Origin of the sequence: Amycolatopsis bullii, assembly GCF_014654205.1 — a bacterium.
GTDB lineage: Bacteria > Actinomycetota > Actinomycetes > Mycobacteriales > Pseudonocardiaceae > Amycolatopsis > Amycolatopsis plumensis.
The window spans coordinates 26,985-46,282 of the sequence record NZ_BNAW01000030.1 but is presented as its reverse complement, the minus strand read 5'-3'; the positions used below and the strand labels follow the sequence as shown (position 1 = coordinate 46,282).

The following is a 19,298-nucleotide window of genomic DNA, read 5'->3' as shown; positions in this document are numbered from 1 at the left end:
CGGCGTCACCAGGGCCTCGTCAGCCAGGGCTGCCGCCGGAGCGTGCGCTAGCGTCGCCCGGCCTCATCCGCAGGAGCGGCCGTCTCCGGTTCCGTGCCGGCATCGTCGCCGTCCTTGACGACGGCGATGATGTCATCGGCGGAGGTGACCAGGCGCGCGGTGCCGTCCTGGATCAGCTGATGGCACCCTGCCGATGTCGTTGAGGACACGGGACCCGGGAGTGCGAGGACGGGCCGGCCGAGCTTGCCGGCGAGGCGGGCGGTGTGGTGGGTGCCGCTGCGCCGTCCGGCCTCGACGATCAAGGTGGCTCTCGTGAGGGCGGCGGTGAGCCGGTTGCGGGCGAGGAAACGGTGGCGCGCCGGCGGGGTGCCGGGCGGGTATTCGCTGACGAGGGCGCCACTGTTGCTGACGATCCGGTTCAGCAGGCTGACGTGTCCTGCCGGGTAGCCGACGTCGATCGCGCAGCCCAGCACGGCGACGGTCACGCCGTCGGCGGAGAGGGCGCCTCGGTGCGCGGCGCCGTCGATGCCGTAAGCGGCGCCAGAGGCCCCCGGCACGCCTCGGGAGGCCAGCCCGTAGGCGAGGTCGGCGGCGTGGTGTTCGCCGTACGCGGTGGCGGCCCGGGATCCCACGATCGCGATCGAGGGCGCGGCTGCCAGCCCGTCGAGCCGTACGTCGCCCTGAACCCACAGGCCCAGTGGCGGCCCGCCCAGGGCGCCGCCGTCGGCGGCCAGGGGGCTGAGTCCGGCGAAGACGGCGGTCGGCCACTCGTCATCCTCGGGGATCACGAAGCGGCCACCCAGACCGGCGGCGGTCTGAAGACTGGTGTCGACCGAGCGCCAGCTCACGTCGCGGCGGCACTCGTGCAGGACCTCGGTGGGGGCGGTGCGGTCGGCCACGTGGTGGGCGGCGTCGACGGGTCCGACGTCGGCGATGTAGTGCGCGATGACCGGGGTGGTGGGTTCGGCGGCGTGCTGGAGGAACGCGCGGGCGCGCCGCGCCTCGGCGGAATCGGGCATGAGGACTCCTTCAAGCAGTGTGCTGGGGGTGTGAGGGGGCGAGGGCGCTCAGGTTTCGTCGGGGAAGCGACGTACGCGGATCTCGTCGCCGCGTCGCTCGACGACGGTGCCGACCGGCCACTGCGCCGCGATCCGGAGCATCTCCATCGCGTCGTTGGCGGCGTCAGTGCGCAGCTTCGGACTGTCTTCGAAGCGGAGGGCGAGGAGCATGGCGTAGAAGCGGTCGACATACTCCGTCGGGGTCATGTCGGATTCGACGATCTCGGCTGTTGTGGTGGCCTGACGGCTGTCGAAACCGACGAAGCTGCGCGCGCATCCGCAGATGGGGCTGTCGGGATTGTCATGGCATGTGCCGGGGAGGTCGACGAGTTCGACGTCGGGAACACTGTTGGAATCGTTGTCCCGGTCGCCTTGGGTGCGGTGGGTGGAGACGAAGTACTTGAGCACGGTTCCTCCTCGGTGGCTTCGCCCGGATGGGCGGTGGACGCGGTCCGCGAGCGGGCCCCGCGGGTCCGGGGCAAGCCGGCGGCGCCCGGTTGGCGGTGTCCGCCGTGGACGGTGGGCTTGCCCCGGACCGCGGGTCTGCTGCACTGCGCTTGCAGGCACGGCCAGTCGGGGTCGTCCGGGGAGGATGTCGACCGGTGCTGCGTATCGCGCATGACTCGACACTCAAAGTAATTGTCAGAAAATCCGCCACACTTGTGGCGAATTACTGGTTTGTGGGGCACTCTGGTTTCAGAAGGTGATCCACGGTGGTCCACAGGAGCGGCCACAGTGGACCCTTCTGGGGATCCGGTCCGCTGCCAAAACCCCGGTGGTAGAGGGATTCCCGGCTCGGGAGGGGGCACTGGGGAGGGCGCTCCTCCTGAGCCAATTTCAAGGTTAAATAAGCCGCTGCCCCTTGTCCTCATACGAGGCACGTCGAGTGAATGCTCAATCCGAGTGACGTCGACGAGTGGTTCCAGTAAGGTTGTTGTTCTTCTCGCCGCCACACTCCCGGGGGACCTGATGGTGCGTGCTCTGCGGTTCTGCGCAATCTTGCTGATGCTGTCCGCCGCGCTGGCAGCGCCTCCGGCCGACGCAGTGCCCGTCCCTCTCGTCAACCACTACGCACCTGGCGAGTGCACGTGGTGGGCCTCCGCCCGCCGCGCTGAAGTTGGCCGCCCCATCCCGCAGTTCTGGGGTAATGCCAAGACCTGGGATGACTTCGCCCGCCGAGATGGCTATGCGGTCGACCAGACCCCTGAGGCAGGCGCCGTCATGCAGTCGGATGCTGGAAGTCTCGGGCACGTGGCCTTTGTCGAGACCGTCGGTGCCGACGGCAGCTGGCAGGTCTCCGAAATGAACCAGGTTGCCTGGAACGTCGTCAGCTACCGGACCTTCACCGCAGCACAGGCAGCTTCCTATGACTTCATCCACTAAGAGGCCGTCGAACCATTGCAAGTTCGTTGTGGCGAATGGAGACGGTGGTGGAGCTTGCGTCGAACGTCAGTCGGCTTCGACACCAACGCTAGCGACTTGCCGGTGGCGTGCCGTCTCGCCACACGCATGGTGTGCTGGCGCCGATGTTGAGGCGGCCGGCGGAGGATGCTTCCAGGCTCATGAGGTAGTCGTCTCGTGAGGCGTTGAGGAAGGGATCGTGGGGGCGTTTGTCGGCTTCCACGTGCCAGCCGTTGGCCGCGAACCACGTCTTCAGCTTGTCGAAGTAGGTGGTGTTGGCTGCCTTGTCGATCCCGTCGACCCAGTAGTTGACGCTTGTCAGGACTTTGCCGGTGGGCCTGTCGGTGGAGTCGTTGCACTGCAGGGGCTGGGGTCCCTGGTCGGTGAGGTGGAATCCGCTGGGGAAGACGGCGCCTGCGGCGTCCTTGACCATCTTGTCCGCGTTGGCTTGGACCTCGGCGAGTGACGCGGTTTTTTCCATGTCTCCCTGCTCTCCGCATGCCGACACCGTGAACAGCAGCGCCGTTGCTGTTGCGGCTGCGAGGGCGCGTGTGATGGTTGTCCGGCTCTTGCTGTTCATGGTCGGCCTCCGGCGATGACGTTTCCCATTGACCTGAGCGAGTCGGAGCGGGGGAGCCAGTAGTCGCCGTGTGAGGTCAGCGGGTTGGTCGATTCCGACTGGAAGGTTTGTCCGCCGAACCAGGCTGTTGTCGGGTCGGGGCCGAGGGGGTCGATCGTGTCGGCCGCGGGGTTGTCGAAGTTGGTCAGGGCCGGGATCGGGTCGGTGGGTGCTTTGGTGGAGTAGAGGTGCTGGCCGACTTGGTCGGGTGGGATGCCGTCGAGGCGCAGGTCGCCTGCGTGTTGGACGCCGACGCCGGGGCTGGCGACCATGACGAGGTTGTCGGCCGGGAGTCCGAGATCTCGGGCGGTCTGTCCGACGACGGTGGTGCCGTAGCTGTGCCCGATGATCGTGGTGTTCACCTCGCCGGGCTGGTGGGTGGCACCGAGGCCGTCCTGGAAGCGCCGGAGTGAGGTTTCGGCGTGGTCGGCGTAGCTGGTGCTGGCGGCGTCGACGAGGGTTTGCGGGGCGTCGTAGCCGGCCCAGGTGATGACCGAGGTCGAGGGTGATCCGGCGCGCTGGGCAGCTTGGACCATGGCGTCGGAGCGGTTGATGTCGGTGGCCATCCCGTCGTTGATGCCGGCGGTGGTGCCGGGGACGTAGGTGGCGACGTTGACGGCGGTGTCGGGGTTGTCGATGGCGATGATGGCCTGGCCGGAGTTCTGCGGGTTGATGCCCAGCAGGTAAGCGTGGGGCTGCCCGGGCAGAGGATTGGTCAGGCGATCGTTGATCTGGTCCATCCCGGTCAGTGTGCCGCTGAGGCGGTCGCGTTGCCGCTCGAGGTCGAAGTACTCGTTCTGCTGGGTAGGGTCACTTTGGTTCAGGCTGTCCATCCGGTGCTGCAGGTCGTCGCGTTGGCGTTTGAGGTCGTCGTAGCGCTGGGTGAACACGACGCGGTTGGCTTTGTCTCGGATGTCGGCGGGGATGCCGTCCATGGCGCCGAGGGCGGCGGGCCGGTCGTGCAGCAGGATCGCCTGTCCGGCGGGGGACAGCGAGTTCCACCAGGCGGCCGTCTGGGACGGTGTGGCGTTGGGCGGTGGTTCGGGCAGCGTGAGGCCGGGGTCGCGGGCGCCGTCGGCGGCCGCGGCGGTGACGGTGGTTTCGTCGCCGGTGCCGAAGTCGCCCTCCTGGGCCCGCTTCAGGACGGAGGCGAGGTCGGCGTCGATGTCGTCGGCGGTGCGCAATGCCTGGGTGACCGCGTCGGCGACCTGGGTGCGGATTCGGGCGCGGTCCTCGGGATGGATGTCCGGTGGCGGGTGGCCCGCGGGGAAGGTGTCGATGAGGGTGCCGTCTTCGGCGATGCGGTAGCCGTATTTGCCGGCGAGGGCTTCGGCGTTGGTGATGGCGTGCTGGACGCCGGTGATGGCGTCGGCGGCTTGACCGATCGCTTTGGCGACGACGCTCGCGCCGGCCGCCATCTTGTCGATCCTGGACATGAGGCTGTGGTGGGCCGAGCCGGCGGTGTCGGCGGACGGGCCGGACCAGCCGTCGACGGGCATCACCTTACCGAAGTCATCACCTGAATGGGTGAGGGTCTGGAGTCGTTGCTGGACGGTCTGGAAGATCTCGTCGAGTTGCGCGGTGTTCCACCGTTTGACGTCGGAGAGCGCGACCATCAGCGTGGCCCGTGCAGTCGGCCGGCGTCGGTGGTCGCGGTGGCGGCGCCGTGGTTGCCGGCTTCGTAGTGGTCCGCAGCCAGCACCAGGTCGCTGCCGTAGCGTTCGGCTTCGGTGCACCAGCTGCGGAACGTCATGCCCCAGCTCGTTCCGAACGAGGAGGCGGCCGGCGCAGCTTGGCCGCCGGGGAGGGCTTCGGCCACGCCGGTGACGGGTTGGGCGCAGTCGGCGCTGCGGAGCTGGCTGAGCGCGTCGACAATGGCTCGTCCGGCGGCTCGGAGCGCGTCGGGCACCGTCCGGAATCCCATGTGTTCCCTCCCCGTGGTCGCCGCATCACTCTATGGGACATCCGCGAGCCACTTCAACGCGCCGAGGGTGCCCGCAGGGACGAGGAAAAGCACGTCAGGTGGGGTTGCGCAGGCGCGGTGAGTAGATTTGCTCAGCTCGGAGGTCCGGGCGTTCCGTCGCCATTGCCCGGTGTGATTTCTGGAGGCGAGGTGGGCGCGGTGTCGAGCATGGCGGCGGCCGTGTCGAGCAGGTGCGCGAGCTGATCGGCCGAGGCTGGTGGCACAGTGCCGGCTCGGACGGCGGCGCGCACTTGGTCTGCCGCCGATGTGATTGCGGCGCAAACGTCGTCCGGGCCGACATCAGAGGGGTCGGGGGAGCGGGACGGCGGTGTCACGGTGTCTCCGCTGCGTCGGGCGACTGCGTGGTGCCGTCCGTCGGGCGTAGCGGCGTTTCGTCGATGTCCTGCAGGTCGACGCCGTGGTGGCGCAACTTGTGCGTGACGCGCTGGTAGGCGGCAAGCGTGTCGCGGTCGGCGAGATAGGTACTAGCGCGGTAGTGGTGTAGCGCGATGGCAAGTGCGACCGTGTGGTCGCTGTAGAGGGTGAACGCGCTGATCAGGCCAGGTGGGCACACGTCGGCCGGAACTATGAGCAGTGTGATGTTCGGTTTGGTCGCCAGGCGCTCGAGGTTGCCGAGCTGATCGGTACGTAACTGAGGTGGGCAGGCGCGCAGCGCGGCGTCGCCGACGAGGAACGTGTAATGCCGTTCGCGGTCGGCGAGGTTGTTGCGGCGTGCAGGTGCGAGGAGGCTGGGCGCGTCGGCATGGCCGATGTCGGAGACCGGGTGGTTGAGCAGGTAAAGGTCATGCTCAGGGGTTCGTAGCGGATCGGGAATGAGGGTGGGTGCCCACGCGAAAACGTGGGTGGCGAGCTGTTCGTAATGTGAAGCCAGGGTGGCGTGGTCCCAGTGGTCGAGGTCGACGAATGCGGGGTCGCTGGCGTGGCGAGCCTGATCGAGAATGCGGTGGGTTGTGGCCGAGTCGGCCTGGAGTGCGCCGAGTAGCTGGGCCACGACGGTGATCGGCGGGATGCGTTTCGCAGTTTCCCAGTTCGACAAAACTTGCGCGCGGAGCTCGAGCTTGGCGGCCAGCCGGCGCAGCCCGATACCCCGGGCAGTGCGCAGTGTGCGGAGTGCCTGGCCAACGGCGACTGTCGCGGGACTCTGAATGATGTTCGTGCTGTGGCGTGAGCCGTGGATCTGTGTGCGCATTGCGGCTTCTTTCGGTGGGTGAGGCGTCGTCATGAGCTGGGATGGGCGTCGTTGGTGACGTCAGCAGACGTAGCGGGCTGGGGCTCCTTTACACCGAGGTACCTGTGCTGTCCGGGTTGTCGGTTTGCTGCCGCGGCGTCGCAGCTGCGGACGGTCGTGCAGGAAAGCGGCGCAGGCCGCGCAACACGCGGACCACGACTTCCGGGTCCGGTCGTTCGGATGAGCAACGGGGTGCCGCCTCGGCACGGCCGACGTACGGCCGCGGGCGGGGCGGAAGCACGAGTGGCAGGACTTCGGTGGGTTCCATGTCCAGGGCGGGGTGGATGACGGGCAGGACCTCGGTCGGGGCGTCGGCGGCTTCGACCTCGGCGCGTTCGCGGGCCACTCGGCTGCGGATGCTCGCCACGCTGGTGGGGCTGCGCTGGATGTGCCGGTTGTGTCGGGCGTCGTGCACGATGAGCGCGACAGCCAACGCGATCGGCAGCGCCAGGCAAGCCAGCACGGCCAGCACGCCGAAGTTCACTGATCTGGCGGTTCGGGTTGGCCACTTGCGTTCGTCGGGGTCCGCAGGCCCAGCGTGTTGGCGTGAGTCTGCAGCATCCTGGTGACCTCCAGCAGCGAGTCAGCCGTGTCGTGGAATTGGTCCGGCGTCGCCGTGGTCGTGCGCAGGCGCACCGCGACCGCCACGAGGTGGCGGCCGCCGAGGCCGACGTGTTCCGCCAAGGTCACCGGTGCTCCTCGTGCGTCCGCATTGTTGGCGTGGGTTGTCAGCACGTCCGCCAGCTCCATCAGAAGAGCGGCGAAGGCGCGTTCCCGCTCAGGCGGCATGGTGCCGGTGAGGAGCTCGCAACTGATTTCCGGCACATGCTTGAGCACGCCAGCCAGGGTGCGTACCAGTTCGGCTGTTTGCTGGTCCATCGGTTGGCTACTCCATCGCCGGGCTGCTGCGCGCACCTGTGCCCCGGCGTCCAGAGCCAGGCGTTCGCACATGGCGTCCTGCAGCAGTGCGGTCAGGGGCAGGTGCCGCAGACTCGGCACGACCACGTGCCGGGCGTCCGCCCGGACCAGGCCGCCCAGGCTGGCGACGCCACAGGAGCAGGCGATACTCCAGGTCACCGGCCTTGCCTCCGTCCGCCGACGTGGATGGCCCGCTCACTGCCGGGGTGGAGCGCCGTGGGCTGCGCGGGTCACGTTGGCCGAGCAGCGCGGTGTGCATGATGGGGCTGGCTGCGTCTCGGTCCAGCGCGGCCCGTATGTCGAAGTCCGTCGTGATGTGCGCGATGTCGCCGAGCAGCTGATCGGCTGCGAGCCGGTGCTCGATTGCGAGCGGGATGCCGGCTTCGGCGAAGCGCGCTCCGAGAGATGACGCACCGGTGTGGTCCTGATCGTCCGTCCCGTGCGTGATGAGCTGGGTGATTGCTGTGGGGCGGCCGGAAGGTGCGCTGTCCAGCAGCGCGAGGATGGTGGCGAGGCGGAGTTCGGCTGGCCGTAGCAGCCCGGTGGCGAGGATGCCGAGCGGCGCGCGGTCGGTGAGTAGGTGCGTGACCGCGGGTGTTGTTGCGAGGTTGTGGTGGCGGTGGGCGGGCAGGCAGAGGACGTGGGCGCGGCCGGCGGCGGCGCCGTGGTCGATGCGGCTGTGCAAGTGCTGGGTGACGGGGTCGTGTTCGATCACCAGGATCCGCGCGCCGGCGTCGTGCAGGTCGGTGAGGGTGGACGAGTGAGCCCAGAGGGGCAGGCCGCCGGTGCCGAGGACGAGGAAGTGGCGGAGCCCGTGATCGAGCATGGCCGCTGGGGCGCGGCGATCCCAGGTGGCGGCCGCGATCGCCAGCTGGGGCAGCTGCGGGTGGTCGGCGAGGAGGCGGTCGGCGAAGAGGCGGTCGATGGTGGTGTTGAGGTGGCCGTCGAGCAGGTAGTCGGCGACAGCGTCCCGGCGGGGACTTTCGATGTCGACGTGGACGCGTTCGCCATCGTGCGGGTGAGCGGGTGTGGCTGCGGTGCGTGGTGGCATGTCGAGGTGCTTTCGAAGCTGGTCAGGCGCTCGCGCAGTGGCGGGGCGTCCGTTGGACCGGGGGTGGCCGCGGCATCGGATCTGCCGCGACCACCCCGAGAGCAGGTGTTGTGTGTGTCAGCCGACGGGCGTGGCCGACGCGGTGTGAATGGTTGCGCCTGGGGCGCCGGGCAGTAGCTTGTGGATCTGCTGGTTGATCCACCACTGGTAGGCGTGGAGGTTGGTGTAGATGGCCGCGCTGCCGCAGAACTCGGCGATGGTGCGGGAGGCCGCACCGAGCAGGTACCAGTCGCTGCCGTGGCGTTGCAGGAGCCCGGAGCCGGAGTCGCCGTTGCAGATGCCGCCGCCGGTGGGCGGGACTCCGGCGCACAGTTCGCCGGTGCCGATGCCGCCGGGGGCGCACTTGGCTGTGTGCAGGAGCGGGACGTCGAGCTGGCTGAGCTGGGCCGGTGCGGGGCCGGTCCAGGCGGCGGGGTCAGTGGTGATGCCCCAGCCGATCGCCCGCGCGGGCTGCCACAGCCACGCGGGGGCTATGCGGGCCGGGCGGACGCCGTCGACGTGGCCGGTGAAGCGGATGAGGGAGACGTCCCAGATCTTGCCTTCATTGTCCGGCAGGCCCCAGGCCCAGCGCAGCGGGACGACGATCTTGGCGCCGATGCGGACGACGCCGTCCTGCAGCCGGTTGGGCGAACCGAACCGCGCGTGGTAGATCGCGGGATCGCTGCGGTCGATGGTCGGGTCGCGCAGGTCAGTGCGGAAGCTGGCGAAGGTCTTCTTCGCCGCGGGGCTCATCCGCGATTGCTCTTCGGGACTGGGCGGGTTGCTGAGGCAGTGGCTGGCCGTGGCGGCGACCGCGGCCGGCTTACCGGTTTCGTCGTAGCCCTGCTGGAGGAGGGTGACCCCGCATGAGTGCCAGTCGGGTTCGCCGTGGTCGAGCAGCTGCAGGGACCCGGCGCCGGCGTAGGCCACCGGGGCGGGGTCGCCCCCGACGATCCGCGGCGACGCCGTGGCGGTAGACGGTGAGGGCGGGGGTGTGCCGGTGTCGGCGGTCGCGGCGGAGATGCTGAACAGCATCGGCAGCAGGGCGAGCGCTGCTGCGGCTGTTGTTCTGAGACGCACGAGTCGAATGTCCTTTCTCAACGAAGCTTCGGCGCAATTCGAGTGCGCCGGGTGCGGTGTGTGGGTGCCTGGCCGTGCGTGGGGGGCGTGAGCACGGCCAGGCACCGGTGGTCACCCGCGATCGGGGGAGGCCGGTTGCTTGACCTTGTGATCGCGGGCGGGTGACCGGCCACCCCGGTAGCCGGTCGAATCCGGGCAACCGGTGTCCTCGCGCGGGTATCCCGTTCCGTGCGAGGACGCCGGTCCCGGTTCCCTGACTGTCCGCGACATCGGGGCACGGACGGTCAGGAAGTCAAGGGCGTGCCGGCCGCCACGGGGGTTCCGGCAGGTCGCGGTCCGGTCCAGGTTTCTGGGTGAGGACCGCGGCGGTGAAGTTCCCGCACAGCGGCGTGTCCGTCGGTGGCCCGTCGGGAAACCAGGCGAACGCGGGGACGATCCCAGGCGGTAACAGGCTGGTGCCGTGGATCATCGCTTCGATCTGGGCTTCGGTGGCGAGGCTTCCGGTACCGGGGCCACGGCGCTGCAGCGCAGCTTCGAACTCGAGTGCCTGGACGGCGAGGTCGGGATGCTCGGGCTGCAGCAGATGTGTCATGGCCAGGAACGCATTGGCGGGCAGCCGGGCGAGGTGATCCTGCACGACCTGCGCGGCTTCGGCGCGGCTGCCGCCGTGAAAGGACATCACCCCGCCCAGCAGCAGCGCCACGCGGTCGTGATCAGGCGAAACCAGGCCCGAGGTTTCCTTGCCGGTGTTGTAGAGCGTGTTCCACATGGCGTGGGGATCCCAGGGGTCGGCGTCAACGACGTGGACGCCATTGCCCTCGTCGGCGAGAGTGCGCAGGTGCGCCAAGACCAGAGGGTCGTGATCGACATAGATCACACTCGCGCGAGCGACGGTCTGCTCCCGCGTGCGGTTAGTCGCCTCGCTGCGGCGGATGAGCGAGTGCAGGTCGTGTTCGCCAGCGATGTTGGGCAGTCCCGCACCGGCAACCACGATGCTGCTGACGCCCTGCCGGGCAACCAGGTAGGCGGCTGCGCGATCAAGGAACGAGCGTTCGGACCGGAACACGAACCCTGCGTCCGGCACCTGGGCTTCGAGCAGGAGCGCAGCGTCGAGTTCGTTGTTGTGGGCGAATTTGACGCAGGGGACATCGCGGTTGTCGCTATTTTTGGCTGTGCGGAAAGCATCGAGGAGGAAGGCGAGGTTGACCCGGTCGGGATTCGTCCCGACTGGTCTTTGCCACCAGGGCTTCCCAGTGACTGTGGGTTGGTGCATCGGGGTGGCGTGTGTCGTTTCTGATGGCGTCATGGGCGTGCCGGCGCTTCGGTGGACAGGAGGACGGTCAGGTGCGCGATGCTGAGGCGACATCGATCCGCCAGCCGCGCGAGGTCGACGGGCCGCAGCCCTCGAAACGGGGGTCCGCCAGCGCGGAGTTCCTCTTGCGCCCAGCGGGCCGCGGGACGGAGTGCGTCGAGCTGGGTGACAGCCAGGACAGCGAGGTCCACGGCCAGGTCGGGATCCCAGCCGATGCGGCGCTCAGCGCGGGCCAGCAGCTGCGAGGGACGGATCAGGTAGATTCGGCTAACGTCGCCGAGCTGACGCAGGGACATCGAGCGGGTGGCTTTCTCCCACATGATGAGTGTTCGCGCGTTCGCTCGGCCCTCGGACCATGCGGCGAGAGCAGGGCGGGACCAGCCACGGTCTTCCCGCTGCCGCTGCAGTTCCGCGCCCACGGCATGGGCAAGCTCGCCGGTGTCGGTCGTGGTCATCAGGGTCATCCAAGGCTTCCTGGAGCGGGTGGACGGTGTGCGGATAGTCGGGATCGCGAGTCGGCCAATGCCGTATCCGAGCCGTGGGTGTGCGGGAGTCGAGGTAGTCGTGCAGCGGCCGCGCGCGGACGATGGCCCACCAATAGGTGTGGGGTCTTGCGCCGTCGGTCACGGGCATGGTGACTCCGCGGTAACTGGAAAGTGGGTCACATCAGCCGGCGGGTCGGCGCCAGCGTCGTCCCCACTGCATCGAGATTTCTCGCAGGTCACGGCGGCTGAGGTCTCTCGGTAGCGGGGCCAACGGGAGCGAGCGGCGTGGACAGTGTCGCGTCGGGAATCCGCTGACGCGCACGCGGGTGCGAGCACCCCTGTGGATTCGAACGTGGCGTCATCGACGCGGTGGATCCGCGGATAGTTGGTCGACGGCGACCGTAGAACGATCGCGGTCGGCCGACTGCTTGAGGATGCCGTCATGCCACGACCTCGCGCTTCCACCGGTAGACACCCTTCGAAGCGGGATGTCGCGATCGCTTCGCCGTGCTCGGCGTCGCTCGCTTCTTCTTGTTGCTGGCGAGTGGCTTCTCACCTGAGTCGGTGCGCCAGCGGTCGGTGTCCACCTTGCTGTGGTCGGTCATGCGAGCTCACCATCCGACCGTTGGCCGTCGTCCTTGTTGCCGATGGCGTCGTCGTGGTCCTCGCCGACCGGGTGGATCTCGGCGATGACTGACGGGGACAGCCCGGCCGCAAGTCGATACAGCCGCCCGGTGGCCTGCGCGCAATCCTCGGCCAACGCCTCGATATCCATCGCCACCGAATCCGCGCTCGCTGAGCCGCCCGCAACGTGCTCTGCGAGGCCAAGGGTGGTCCGCAGCTCCTGGGCAACTTCCGCCGCAACCTCTCGAGGGTCGTCGGCCGGCTGGTCACGACGAGCGCAGGCGTGGATGAGGACCTGTGCTCCGACCCCGATCAGGTCGTAGCCAAGTTTCCTGTAGGACGTCCAGTCATGACGGTCACACTCGGCGTAGGCGAGGCGTACCAATGCATCGGTGTAGGCGTCGGTGATCAAGCCGAGCAGCTTCATCGGCGGTGTGCCGGGCTGATCCGGCGATCGTTCGGAGTCGGTCATCAGTGTGTTCCGGTGACGTGGTCAGCTAGACGGTGAGGCAAGCAGTTGTTGCGTGCGAGACCGGTGACGGTCGGCCCAGAGCCGTTTGATGCGAGTACATCTGCGGAGTCGAGGGTGACGAGATCGACGCGGCGGATTCGCGGATGGCTCCGTGGCAGCACGGTGTTGTTGTTGAGGTCGTGCATGGTGATCACGTTCCAGGTTTGGGGATGAGCACGTTGGATGCGCCTCGACCGCCCGGTTTGGGAGTTCGCGTTCGGTCGAGGCGTGCAAACCGGACAGAACGGAGGTACGCACACTGCCTGTCCGGGCTGGGATTGCGGAGGGTTAGGTTCGCGAGACGGGATCGTCGGGGTCACCTGGCGGATCGGCGTTTCCGTTCGTTGCCAAGCGCAGAGAAAGGGCGCGCAGTGCATCTATGAGGCTCTGGTACATGGGGGCGAGGTGTGTCGGTGCGATCAGGTCGGGGTCGCCCCAGCCCGCGAGAAACGCTGTCAACCTCGCTTGCGCGTATTTCAACGCCCGCGCTTCGTCCGATGACGCGTGAACTCGCCGCAGTGCGCGGTCGACGATCGCGCCAATCTCTTGCAGCTGGGTGCGTGCCTGTTCTTCGGACTCGGGATCGTGCCAGCGGACGTCCGGCAGAGAGACCAGCGCCTGCCGGGCGTCGGCGATGGTGAGCTGTCGTCGCGCTCCCGGCCATTTCACGGTGTCCACACCCGCGGGGCCGAGCCGATTACGAGGCGGGGTGCGCGGGGGTCGCTGGGCGCGGGTAGGTCGACGAGCTGGTGCAGGATGGTAAGGGCGTCGCCTTCGCGTTCCCAGACCTTCCCACCGGCGTGATCCATTCGGATGGCGGCGGCGTCGGTCTCGCTCTTGACTCGGAGAGCGTCGACGAAGCCGTCCACCTCCCACGTGAAGGCGCCCGTAATCTTCTTGAGGAGGCCGTCGGCGTCAAACACGGGCAGGAACTCCCAGTGGCGTCGCAGCAAGGTCGTGAACGGCTCGATGGCCGGCTCGTCCCAGAGGAACGCGAACGAGCTCATGACGGGCAGGATCATCGGAGGTCACAACCTGACTCGTCGAGCCGCCCATGGCGCGGATGATCGCCGAGGCCAGTCGCGCTATCGCATCCGGAGTGGTCTCCGCTCGGCTCACGCGCGGAATCGGCGAGATCGAGCAGCTTGTCTCGTGACAGTGGCTCAGACTGTGCTGTCCGACGGTCCGAGAGGCCGTCACCGACCTTCCTATCACGGTGTGTTACCTCGGGCATGCCTCGAGCATCTGCCTGATGTGCCCCGGAGAAAACGATGTCGGGGTATCAGATCGCACGCTCGGAGCCGCTTAACGTCAGATTCCATACATCAAACGTATGGAATCTGACGAGACCTTCGCCGCGTCACATATACTGCGGTGAACGTCGGGCGAGGGAGGTACTTTGGTGCGGAAGGCAGAGCGCACGTGCGTCGGATGCGGTTCGCGCCTCGCCCGTCATCGCGTGAGCAATCACTGCGGCGCATGCACCCGACTGCTGATCTCGACCAACGCACGCCAGCAGACGGCGGCGTTTTGGGAGTCCGACAGCATCAGTGCTGCAATCAATGCGCGCCACTTTGGCCAGCTCTTTGCGGCCTACCGCCGCGAATCAACTCCGCGCGTGTCACAGGCCACGCTCGGCCAGTGGCTTGGCATGACACAAGCACAAGTCAGCCGCCTTGAAGCTCCCGGCGCGCCCCCGCCGAGCAACCTGCGCAATCTCGAGCGCTGGGCGAAAGCTCTTCATGTTCCACCGACGCTGCTCTGGTTCGATGTGTCTTATACGCTCGACGAATCAGTCGAACCTGAACTCGCGGCTACCCTCGAAGACGTGCAACGGCGACAGTTCTTCAAGACCGCAGGCGCAGGCGCCACAGCGATCGGCGCCTCGCTGCTCGGAGCCAGAACACCGGTGGCAGTCGGCCCGCTAAAACCGCGAAGCTCCGACGTCGAGATCGTGCGCGACATGACCGCCACATTTCGGTGCCTTGACAACAGATTCGGCGGCGGGCACAGCAGAGCCACAACCACGATCACCGCATACCTGACCTCGACTGTTGCACCGATGCTGAACGACGCGAGTAGGCATCGAGCATCACGTGACGAACTGTTCGCCGCTGCCGCGGAGCTGCACCACGTGGCCGGCTGGATTGCCTACGACGTCGGCAAACCCGCAGAAGGCCAACGGCATCTGCGCGACGCTCTCAAGCTCGCGCAGGACGTCGGTGACGAGGCGCTCGAGGCCGAGATGCTCGCTGCGATGAGTCATCACGCCGCATTCGCCGCGATGGACGAGCACAAGGCGTTCGACGTGTCCCGCGACGTCGCGCTTGACATGGCGCTCGCCGCCCGGCAGCGGGCGAAGCGATCCGGCCTAGTCGCCCTCCAGGCAGAAGCCGCGGTCCTCGAAGCTCATGGACATGCCCTGAAACGAAACACATCGGCGTGCTTCGCCTCGCTTAGCGAGGCCGAACGCGCCTTCGAGCGATTCTTGCCGGGTTCGGGACCAGCGTGGCTGGCCTATTTCGACAGCGCATACCTGTCGGCAAAGTTTGCGCATACATTCCGAGACCTCGGTCGACCAGTCGAGGCCGAGCAGTTCGCGCGTCGATCACTCGGAATGAGTGAGGGGTACGACCGGGGCAGGTTATTTAACACGGCGTTGCTTGCTTCGACACTCGCGGATCAAGGGCGTGTCGACGAAGCATGCGCGGAGGCCACGAAGGCAGTAAGGATGAGTGAGGACGTCCGGTCTATCCGCGGCAGCGCCTACCTCACCGATGTTGGCCGACGCCTCGCCCGGCACAAGGGCGACCACCGCGTGCGCCGGCTCTACAGCCAAATGAATTCTGCGGGTGTGCCCACGCCGGTGTAGCCAATCAACGGTAGAATGCGAGGATGTGAAGTAGCGCGACCTGCGACGCCGCACCGACGATCTCACCTTTCATGATGCGGTCTCTGACCGTGTCGAGTTCAATCCACGCAACCCGCGCCGCTTCGTTGATGTCCTCGGGTTCGCCGATGTACTTGGATCGTCGAGCCACGTACAATAGGTTCTCGGCGTCAGCACTTCCCACAAGCGGCTGCAACGAACCGAGCGGCTCGACATCGAGCGGTCGCCATCCGGTCTCTTCTTCGACCTCTCGCGCCGCGGTCACGGCGGGGTCTTCTTCCGGGTCGACGTAACCCCCTGGTAACTCCCACACCCACCGGTCGATGATGAACCGGTGTCGCCAGAGCATGAGCACTCGGTCCTGATCGTCGAGAACGGCCATCATCGCGGCCTTGCGGATGCGGAACACCCACTGCTCGAAGGTCACCCCGTCAGGTAGCTCGACTGAGGCGATGCTGACGCGATCACGGCGTGTGTCATCGACCAGTCGTTCGCCGTGGATCTTCCAGCGCGTCGATTCTTGCTCGTCGGGTTCTGTCGCCACGAAATAGATGCTACGGAAGAGCCGTGGCTCGCCAGCTGACGCGGTACCGATCGACTCCAGCGGTCGCGGTCACTCCGCAGCTGATCGAGCGCAGCGGCCAGCCGGGACAGCGTGACGATCTCCACCAGATCATGCTCACCACCCCCCGTGCCGACCTGGAGCCGTCCAGCGAGGCTCACCGGACAGTGTCGGACACCGTACTCCCGCCGATAGTGCCCTGCATTCTTGCTGGTCAGGCTGCACCTGCGTGCCGTTCTGCTGTCCGGGTCGCTACAGAGCCCGTGCCGGACCCCGTCCCGGGCTGGTCGGCTGGTCCTCGAGCACGGACTGGCCGGGCTCGCGACCGGGAGAACAGGAAATGATCATGTGGACGCCGTTGGTCACCCTCATCGCACTGGTGCTGCTCACCGCCGTCGGCGCCGCCACCGGGGTGGCGCTCACGACAACTGACCACCAGCGCGCGGCGCGGGCGCTGACGCTCCTCAAGGTCCTCTCCTCAGCGCACTCCTCGGCAGCAGCGGCGTGCTCGTGGCGGTGATTCGCCTGCACCAGGCCGGACTGCTGTGACACAGCGACGGAAAGGAATGTGGCTCGGAAATCGTCCGGGGCTGCGAGCTCGCCGACAGGTTGGATCTCTGCCGGCCCCGGGGCCCGGCCCGGCCCGACCCGGCCACACCGGTCGTCCTGCAAGCAGCCGATGCAGGCGGCAGCGACCTCTCCCGATGCCGGGCTAGGCGTGCCTGGCGGAAGTCTCGGCTGGTGGTCGAGTTGCTGGCGTAACGGGCGATGCTTCAGGAGAGACTTCTCGTCACGACCGTCGAGATGGGAGTCGCGGGCGTGGTCAGTTGGCAGTACTCCCGGCTCGTCTAGGTACGTCGGTGGCAGACCCGCTACGAATCCGAGTCGGATCCTGCGCACTGGCCGATGGTGAACTCCGCGGAAGGACGGCAAGCAACTGGGGGCTCGCGGCGCGGACCTTGGCTCGCAACTACCGAGAGCAGTCAGATGCGAGGAGAGTCCCCTTCAGCTCGCTTGAACGCCGTCGCGCGCCAGACCACCAAAGCCGACGTGAGTCCGCCCGCGGCCGCGATCGCCACCGCGGCCGGGAGCGCGTCGTGGTCCACGCCGAGGCCGCCCAGGGCCGCACCCAGCGCGATACCGATCTGGAACGCCACGATGTACACCGCCGACGCGAGGTCCGGCCGTCCCTTTGCGACCCGCAGCACTGCCGCCTGCAGCACCACGCCGATGCCCGCCGCCGGGGCGGCCCACGCCACGACCGCGCCGCCGGCCGCGACCGGGCCCGGCGCCCAGAGGAGCACCAGCATGCAGGTGGCCAGGCCCGCCGTCGTGACCAGCGCCGTCGCGCGCGGGTGGCGGTCGATGTGGCGGCCGATGATGAGTAAGCCGAGCAGCCCGGCCGTGCCGTGGGCGAGGAGCAGGACCGACGTCGGCGGGCCGGTCAGGTGGACGTACCGCGCGATCAGCGCCGTGATGTAGGTGAACGCCGCGAAGTGGCCGGTCACCAGGAGCAGGGTCGTCAGGTGCACCGGGGCGAGCGCCCGGTCGGCGACGATCCGCGGCCCCGGTGCCGACGTCTCCGCGGGCATCGGACCGACCGTGAGGCGTATGACCAGCGCTGTCAAGGCCGCCGCCCCTGCCACGGCGAGCACCGCCGTCCGCCAGCCGAGCGTTGCGCCGAGCCAGGAGCTCACCGACAGCCCGAACAGGAAGGCCACGGAATTCCCGGCGAACACGACCGCCGTCGCGCGGCCGCCCTTCCCGGGACCGAGCAGCCGGGCTGCCATTGACGCGACGACCGACCAGAACACGCCGTGGCCAGCGGCCGCCACGAGCCGCGCGGCGACCGCGACGCCGTACGTCGGCGCGAACGCGAGCACCATGTTCGACACCACGACCAGGCCGAGGGTGAGCAGCGCGTCGTCCGGCGGTCCCAGCGGGAGGTCAGCGCGACCAGCGGCACCACCGAGACCGCGACGACCAGCGCGTACCCGGTCATCAGCAGCCCGATCGCGGAGTCGTCCGCGCCCAGGCCCGCCGCGAGCTGTGGCAGCAGCGCCACAGGCAGGTTCTCCGAGGTCACGGACGCGAAGCAAGCCGCGCTGAGGGCTCCCAGCGCGATTCGGGTACGGGGCTCGACGAGCATTGTTTAACGATACACAGCTAAGGTGGGCCCATGTCCAGACCCACGATGGCCGATGTGGCGCGCCGGTGCGGGGTTTCGGCGATGACCGTGTCGTACTGCTACAACCAGCCGGACCGGGTCGCGCCGGAGACGCGGCGCCGGGTTCGGGAGGCGGCCGCCGAGCTGGGCTACCGGGGGCCGGACCCGACAGCGCGGTCGCTGCGCCGCCGGCACGTCGGCGCAATCGGCGTCGTGCTCGGCGAACACCTCGCGTACGCCTTCGAAGACCCGCAGGCCCGCCGGTTCCTGGCCGGGGTCGCCGAGGTTTGCCGCGAGCGGGGGAGCGGGCTGAACCTCATCCCGACGACCGGCGCGGACGACGACGTCGAGCGCGTCCGGTCGGCGTCGGTCGACGGCTACATCGTCTGGACGACCGTCGACACCGACCCGGTGCTCGAAGTCGTGACCGGGCAGGGCAAGCCGGTGGCGATCCATGGCGGCCCGGCGTTTCCCGGCGCGCGGGTGGTCGGCATCGACAACCGCGCCTCGGCCCGCGAGCTGGCCGCCCGCACCTTCACCGGCGCGCAGCGGCCCGCCGTGCTGAGCTTCCCCTTCGACCGTGACCGCCGGCCGCGCCGGGAAACCGGACCGTCGCCCGGCGGCGTGTCGTTTCCGGTGACGCGCGAACGTCTTCTCGGGATTTACGACCACCTCGAAGACGCAAGCGGCCTGCCCGTGGCCGTCGTGGCGCGCAACGACCGCGAGGAAGCCGCGAACCTGGCCGACGAGCTTCTCGGCACCGGAGCCGACGCCGTGGTCGCGATGAGCGACCAGCTCGCGTTCGCCGTCCTCGACGCCGCGGTCCGCCGGGGCCTGCGCGTGCCCGAAGACCTCGCGGTCGCCGGGTGGGACGGCGGCCCGGACGCGGAAGCCGCGGGCCTCACGACGATCACGCAGTCACTGTTCGCCCAGGGCCGCGACTGCGCCCTGATCGCCCTCGGCGAGCGCGGTGCGGCACGGGCAGCGGAATGGACAGCGACGGTCCGGACGTCCACCCGCTGACCGGCGGCGCCCGCATTGAGGAACGCGCCGTCGAAGAAACTCTGGGCGGCCGCTACCGACGGTTTGCCGCGCCGGGCTCGGCTCGTTCCCTTCGTGTGGTGACTGAAGTACCGCTCGCCTGGAAAGCTCGCGAAGCTCACTTGGCAGATCGCGCTCATCGGCATGTCCGGACGTGCGATGTCGTCACTGTTGTCGACTCGTCACCCTGGGTGAGCCCAGCAGGGCCACGGAACCCTGTTGGGAGCTGCGGCAGGCTCCTATCCTGTTCGCCGAGGCGGCGGCTTGGCGCGTCCCGGGAACGATGTCACCGCTCGGGCGTTCGTGAGGAAATGATCTGTGTGCGGAC

The 19,298-nt window shown here is 68.2% G+C and carries 22 protein-coding genes; 4 read left to right on the top strand and 18 right to left on the bottom strand.

The window, feature by feature from the left end; translation table 11 throughout:
* Positions 1 to 47: 47 nt before the first annotated feature.
* Together dprA and IE317_RS28410 are read right to left on the bottom strand one after the other, a co-directional pair.
* Positions 48 to 1,019, bottom strand: coding sequence for a DNA-processing protein DprA (dprA, locus tag IE317_RS28415; RefSeq protein ID WP_191314408.1), 972 nt, complete (start codon positions 1,017 to 1,019; stop codon positions 48 to 50).
* Positions 1,020 to 1,067: 48 nt separating this feature from the next.
* Positions 1,068 to 1,466 carry a DUF7715 family protein gene (locus tag IE317_RS28410; RefSeq protein WP_191314407.1) on the bottom strand — a complete coding sequence of 133 codons (399 nt, stop codon included), beginning with the start codon at positions 1,464 to 1,466 and terminating at the stop codon, positions 1,068 to 1,070.
* A 561-nt stretch (positions 1,467 to 2,027) separates the two neighbouring features.
* On the opposite strand from IE317_RS28410, the gene IE317_RS28405 reads away from it, so the two are divergent.
* A complete protein-coding gene (locus IE317_RS28405; RefSeq protein WP_191314406.1) occupies positions 2,028 to 2,441 on the top strand; it encodes a CHAP domain-containing protein in 414 nt (137 codons plus the stop codon).
* A gap of 88 nt (positions 2,442 to 2,529) precedes the next feature.
* Here IE317_RS28405 and IE317_RS28400 read toward each other — a convergent pair whose 3' ends face one another.
* From IE317_RS28400 to IE317_RS28335, 14 genes are all read right to left on the bottom strand, one after another.
* Positions 2,530 to 3,039, bottom strand: a complete 510-nt coding sequence (locus IE317_RS28400; RefSeq protein ID WP_191314405.1) for a hypothetical protein — start codon at positions 3,037 to 3,039, stop codon at positions 2,530 to 2,532.
* Positions 3,036 to 4,694, bottom strand: a complete 1,659-nt coding sequence (locus IE317_RS28395; protein WP_191314404.1) for an alpha/beta hydrolase — start codon at positions 4,692 to 4,694, stop codon at positions 3,036 to 3,038. Before IE317_RS28395 ends, IE317_RS28400 begins: the two co-directional genes overlap by 4 nt.
* Positions 4,694 to 5,002, bottom strand: coding sequence for a hypothetical protein (locus IE317_RS28390; protein ID WP_191314403.1), 309 nt, complete (start codon positions 5,000 to 5,002; stop codon positions 4,694 to 4,696). Before IE317_RS28390 ends, IE317_RS28395 begins: the two co-directional genes overlap by 1 nt.
* A gap of 370 nt (positions 5,003 to 5,372) precedes the next feature.
* The gene (locus IE317_RS28385; RefSeq protein WP_191314402.1) at positions 5,373 to 6,251 is read right to left on the bottom strand and encodes a Scr1 family TA system antitoxin-like transcriptional regulator; all 879 of its coding nucleotides are present in this window, start codon (positions 6,249 to 6,251) and stop codon (positions 5,373 to 5,375) included.
* Positions 6,252 to 6,339: 88 nt separating this feature from the next.
* Positions 6,340 to 6,774, bottom strand: coding sequence for a hypothetical protein (locus IE317_RS28380; RefSeq protein ID WP_191314401.1), 435 nt, complete (start codon positions 6,772 to 6,774; stop codon positions 6,340 to 6,342).
* Positions 6,771 to 7,169 carry a hypothetical protein gene (locus IE317_RS28375; protein ID WP_191314400.1) on the bottom strand — a complete coding sequence of 133 codons (399 nt, stop codon included), beginning with the start codon at positions 7,167 to 7,169 and terminating at the stop codon, positions 6,771 to 6,773. The genes IE317_RS28380 and IE317_RS28375 overlap by 4 nt, the downstream gene beginning before the upstream one ends.
* A 7-nt stretch (positions 7,170 to 7,176) precedes the next feature.
* Positions 7,177 to 8,259 carry an SAM-dependent methyltransferase gene (locus tag IE317_RS28370; RefSeq protein WP_191314399.1) on the bottom strand — a complete coding sequence of 361 codons (1,083 nt, stop codon included), beginning with the start codon at positions 8,257 to 8,259 and terminating at the stop codon, positions 7,177 to 7,179.
* A 117-nt stretch (positions 8,260 to 8,376) separates the two neighbouring features.
* Entirely contained in the window at positions 8,377 to 9,378 is a 1,002-nt protein-coding gene (locus IE317_RS28365) for a S1 family peptidase (protein ID WP_191314398.1), read from the bottom strand.
* 292 nt (positions 9,379 to 9,670) lie between these two features.
* The gene (locus IE317_RS28360) at positions 9,671 to 10,651 is read right to left on the bottom strand and encodes an SAM-dependent methyltransferase (protein WP_191314397.1); all 981 of its coding nucleotides are present in this window, start codon (positions 10,649 to 10,651) and stop codon (positions 9,671 to 9,673) included.
* A gap of 29 nt (positions 10,652 to 10,680) precedes the next feature.
* Entirely contained in the window at positions 10,681 to 11,154 is a 474-nt protein-coding gene (locus IE317_RS28355; protein WP_191314396.1) for a hypothetical protein, read from the bottom strand.
* 461 nt (positions 11,155 to 11,615) lie between these two features.
* Positions 11,616 to 11,780, bottom strand: a complete 165-nt coding sequence (locus IE317_RS28350) for a hypothetical protein (protein WP_191314395.1) — start codon at positions 11,778 to 11,780, stop codon at positions 11,616 to 11,618.
* Positions 11,777 to 12,271 (bottom strand): hypothetical protein, encoded by a 495-nt coding sequence (locus tag IE317_RS28345; RefSeq protein ID WP_191314394.1) that lies wholly within the window; start codon positions 12,269 to 12,271, stop codon positions 11,777 to 11,779. The genes IE317_RS28350 and IE317_RS28345 overlap by 4 nt, the downstream gene beginning before the upstream one ends.
* Positions 12,272 to 12,598: 327 nt before the next feature.
* On the bottom strand, positions 12,599 to 12,988 hold the full coding sequence (locus tag IE317_RS28340; protein ID WP_191314393.1) for a hypothetical protein: 390 nt from the start codon (positions 12,986 to 12,988) through the stop codon (positions 12,599 to 12,601).
* Positions 12,976 to 13,317, bottom strand: coding sequence for a hypothetical protein (locus IE317_RS28335; protein WP_191314392.1), 342 nt, complete (start codon positions 13,315 to 13,317; stop codon positions 12,976 to 12,978). Before IE317_RS28335 ends, IE317_RS28340 begins: the two co-directional genes overlap by 13 nt.
* Positions 13,318 to 13,712: 395 nt before the next feature.
* On the opposite strand from IE317_RS28335, the gene IE317_RS28330 reads away from it, so the two are divergent.
* Complete coding sequence (locus IE317_RS28330) at positions 13,713 to 15,182, top strand: helix-turn-helix domain-containing protein (RefSeq protein ID WP_229902968.1); 1,470 nt, start codon at positions 13,713 to 13,715, stop codon at positions 15,180 to 15,182.
* Between the two features lie 4 nt (positions 15,183 to 15,186).
* Here the strand turns inward: IE317_RS28330 and IE317_RS28325 are convergent, their stop codons facing one another.
* Entirely contained in the window at positions 15,187 to 15,744 is a 558-nt protein-coding gene (locus IE317_RS28325) for an NUDIX hydrolase (RefSeq protein ID WP_191314391.1), read from the bottom strand.
* Between the two features lie 364 nt (positions 15,745 to 16,108).
* Here IE317_RS28325 and IE317_RS28320 point away from each other — a divergent pair, with 364 nt between their 5' ends.
* Entirely contained in the window at positions 16,109 to 16,282 is a 174-nt protein-coding gene (locus tag IE317_RS28320; protein WP_191314390.1) for a hypothetical protein, read from the top strand.
* A 463-nt stretch (positions 16,283 to 16,745) separates the two neighbouring features.
* On the opposite strand, the gene IE317_RS28315 is transcribed toward IE317_RS28320, so the two are convergent.
* Complete coding sequence (locus tag IE317_RS28315) at positions 16,746 to 17,648, bottom strand: MFS transporter (RefSeq protein WP_229902967.1); 903 nt, start codon at positions 17,646 to 17,648, stop codon at positions 16,746 to 16,748.
* Positions 17,649 to 17,941: 293 nt separating this feature from the next.
* Between IE317_RS28315 and IE317_RS28310 the strand changes: the two genes are divergently transcribed.
* Positions 17,942 to 18,952 carry a LacI family DNA-binding transcriptional regulator gene (locus tag IE317_RS28310; protein WP_229902966.1) on the top strand — a complete coding sequence of 337 codons (1,011 nt, stop codon included), beginning with the start codon at positions 17,942 to 17,944 and terminating at the stop codon, positions 18,950 to 18,952.
* The last annotated feature ends 346 nt before the right edge of the window (positions 18,953 to 19,298 follow it).

Coding starts and splice junctions, on each gene's coding strand:
- dprA (WP_191314408.1), bottom strand. CDS start 1,019: ATGCCCGATTCCGCCGAGGCGCGGCGCGCCCGCGCGTTCCTCCAGCAC.
- IE317_RS28405 (WP_191314406.1), top strand. CDS start 2,028: ATGGTGCGTGCTCTGCGGTTCTGCGCAATCTTGCTGATGCTGTCCGCC.
- IE317_RS28400 (WP_191314405.1), bottom strand. CDS start 3,039: ATGAACAGCAAGAGCCGGACAACCATCACACGCGCCCTCGCAGCCGCA.
- IE317_RS28395 (WP_191314404.1), bottom strand. CDS start 4,694: ATGGTCGCGCTCTCCGACGTCAAACGGTGGAACACCGCGCAACTCGAC.
- IE317_RS28390 (WP_191314403.1), bottom strand. CDS start 5,002: ATGGGATTCCGGACGGTGCCCGACGCGCTCCGAGCCGCCGGACGAGCC.
- IE317_RS28385 (WP_191314402.1), bottom strand. CDS start 6,251: ATGCGCACACAGATCCACGGCTCACGCCACAGCACGAACATCATTCAG.
- IE317_RS28375 (WP_191314400.1), bottom strand. CDS start 7,169: ATGGACCAGCAAACAGCCGAACTGGTACGCACCCTGGCTGGCGTGCTC.
- IE317_RS28370 (WP_191314399.1), bottom strand. CDS start 8,259: ATGCCACCACGCACCGCAGCCACACCCGCTCACCCGCACGATGGCGAA.
- IE317_RS28360 (WP_191314397.1), bottom strand. CDS start 10,651: ATGCACCAACCCACAGTCACTGGGAAGCCCTGGTGGCAAAGACCAGTC.
- IE317_RS28355 (WP_191314396.1), bottom strand. CDS start 11,154: ATGACCCTGATGACCACGACCGACACCGGCGAGCTTGCCCATGCCGTG.
- IE317_RS28350 (WP_191314395.1), bottom strand. CDS start 11,780: ATGACCGACCACAGCAAGGTGGACACCGACCGCTGGCGCACCGACTCA.
- IE317_RS28345 (WP_191314394.1), bottom strand. CDS start 12,271: ATGACCGACTCCGAACGATCGCCGGATCAGCCCGGCACACCGCCGATG.
- IE317_RS28335 (WP_191314392.1), bottom strand. CDS start 13,317: ATGAGCTCGTTCGCGTTCCTCTGGGACGAGCCGGCCATCGAGCCGTTC.
- IE317_RS28320 (WP_191314390.1), top strand. CDS start 16,109: ATGTGGACGCCGTTGGTCACCCTCATCGCACTGGTGCTGCTCACCGCC.
- IE317_RS28315 (WP_229902967.1), bottom strand. CDS start 17,648: ATGGTGCTCGCGTTCGCGCCGACGTACGGCGTCGCGGTCGCCGCGCGG.
- IE317_RS28310 (WP_229902966.1), top strand. CDS start 17,942: ATGTCCAGACCCACGATGGCCGATGTGGCGCGCCGGTGCGGGGTTTCG.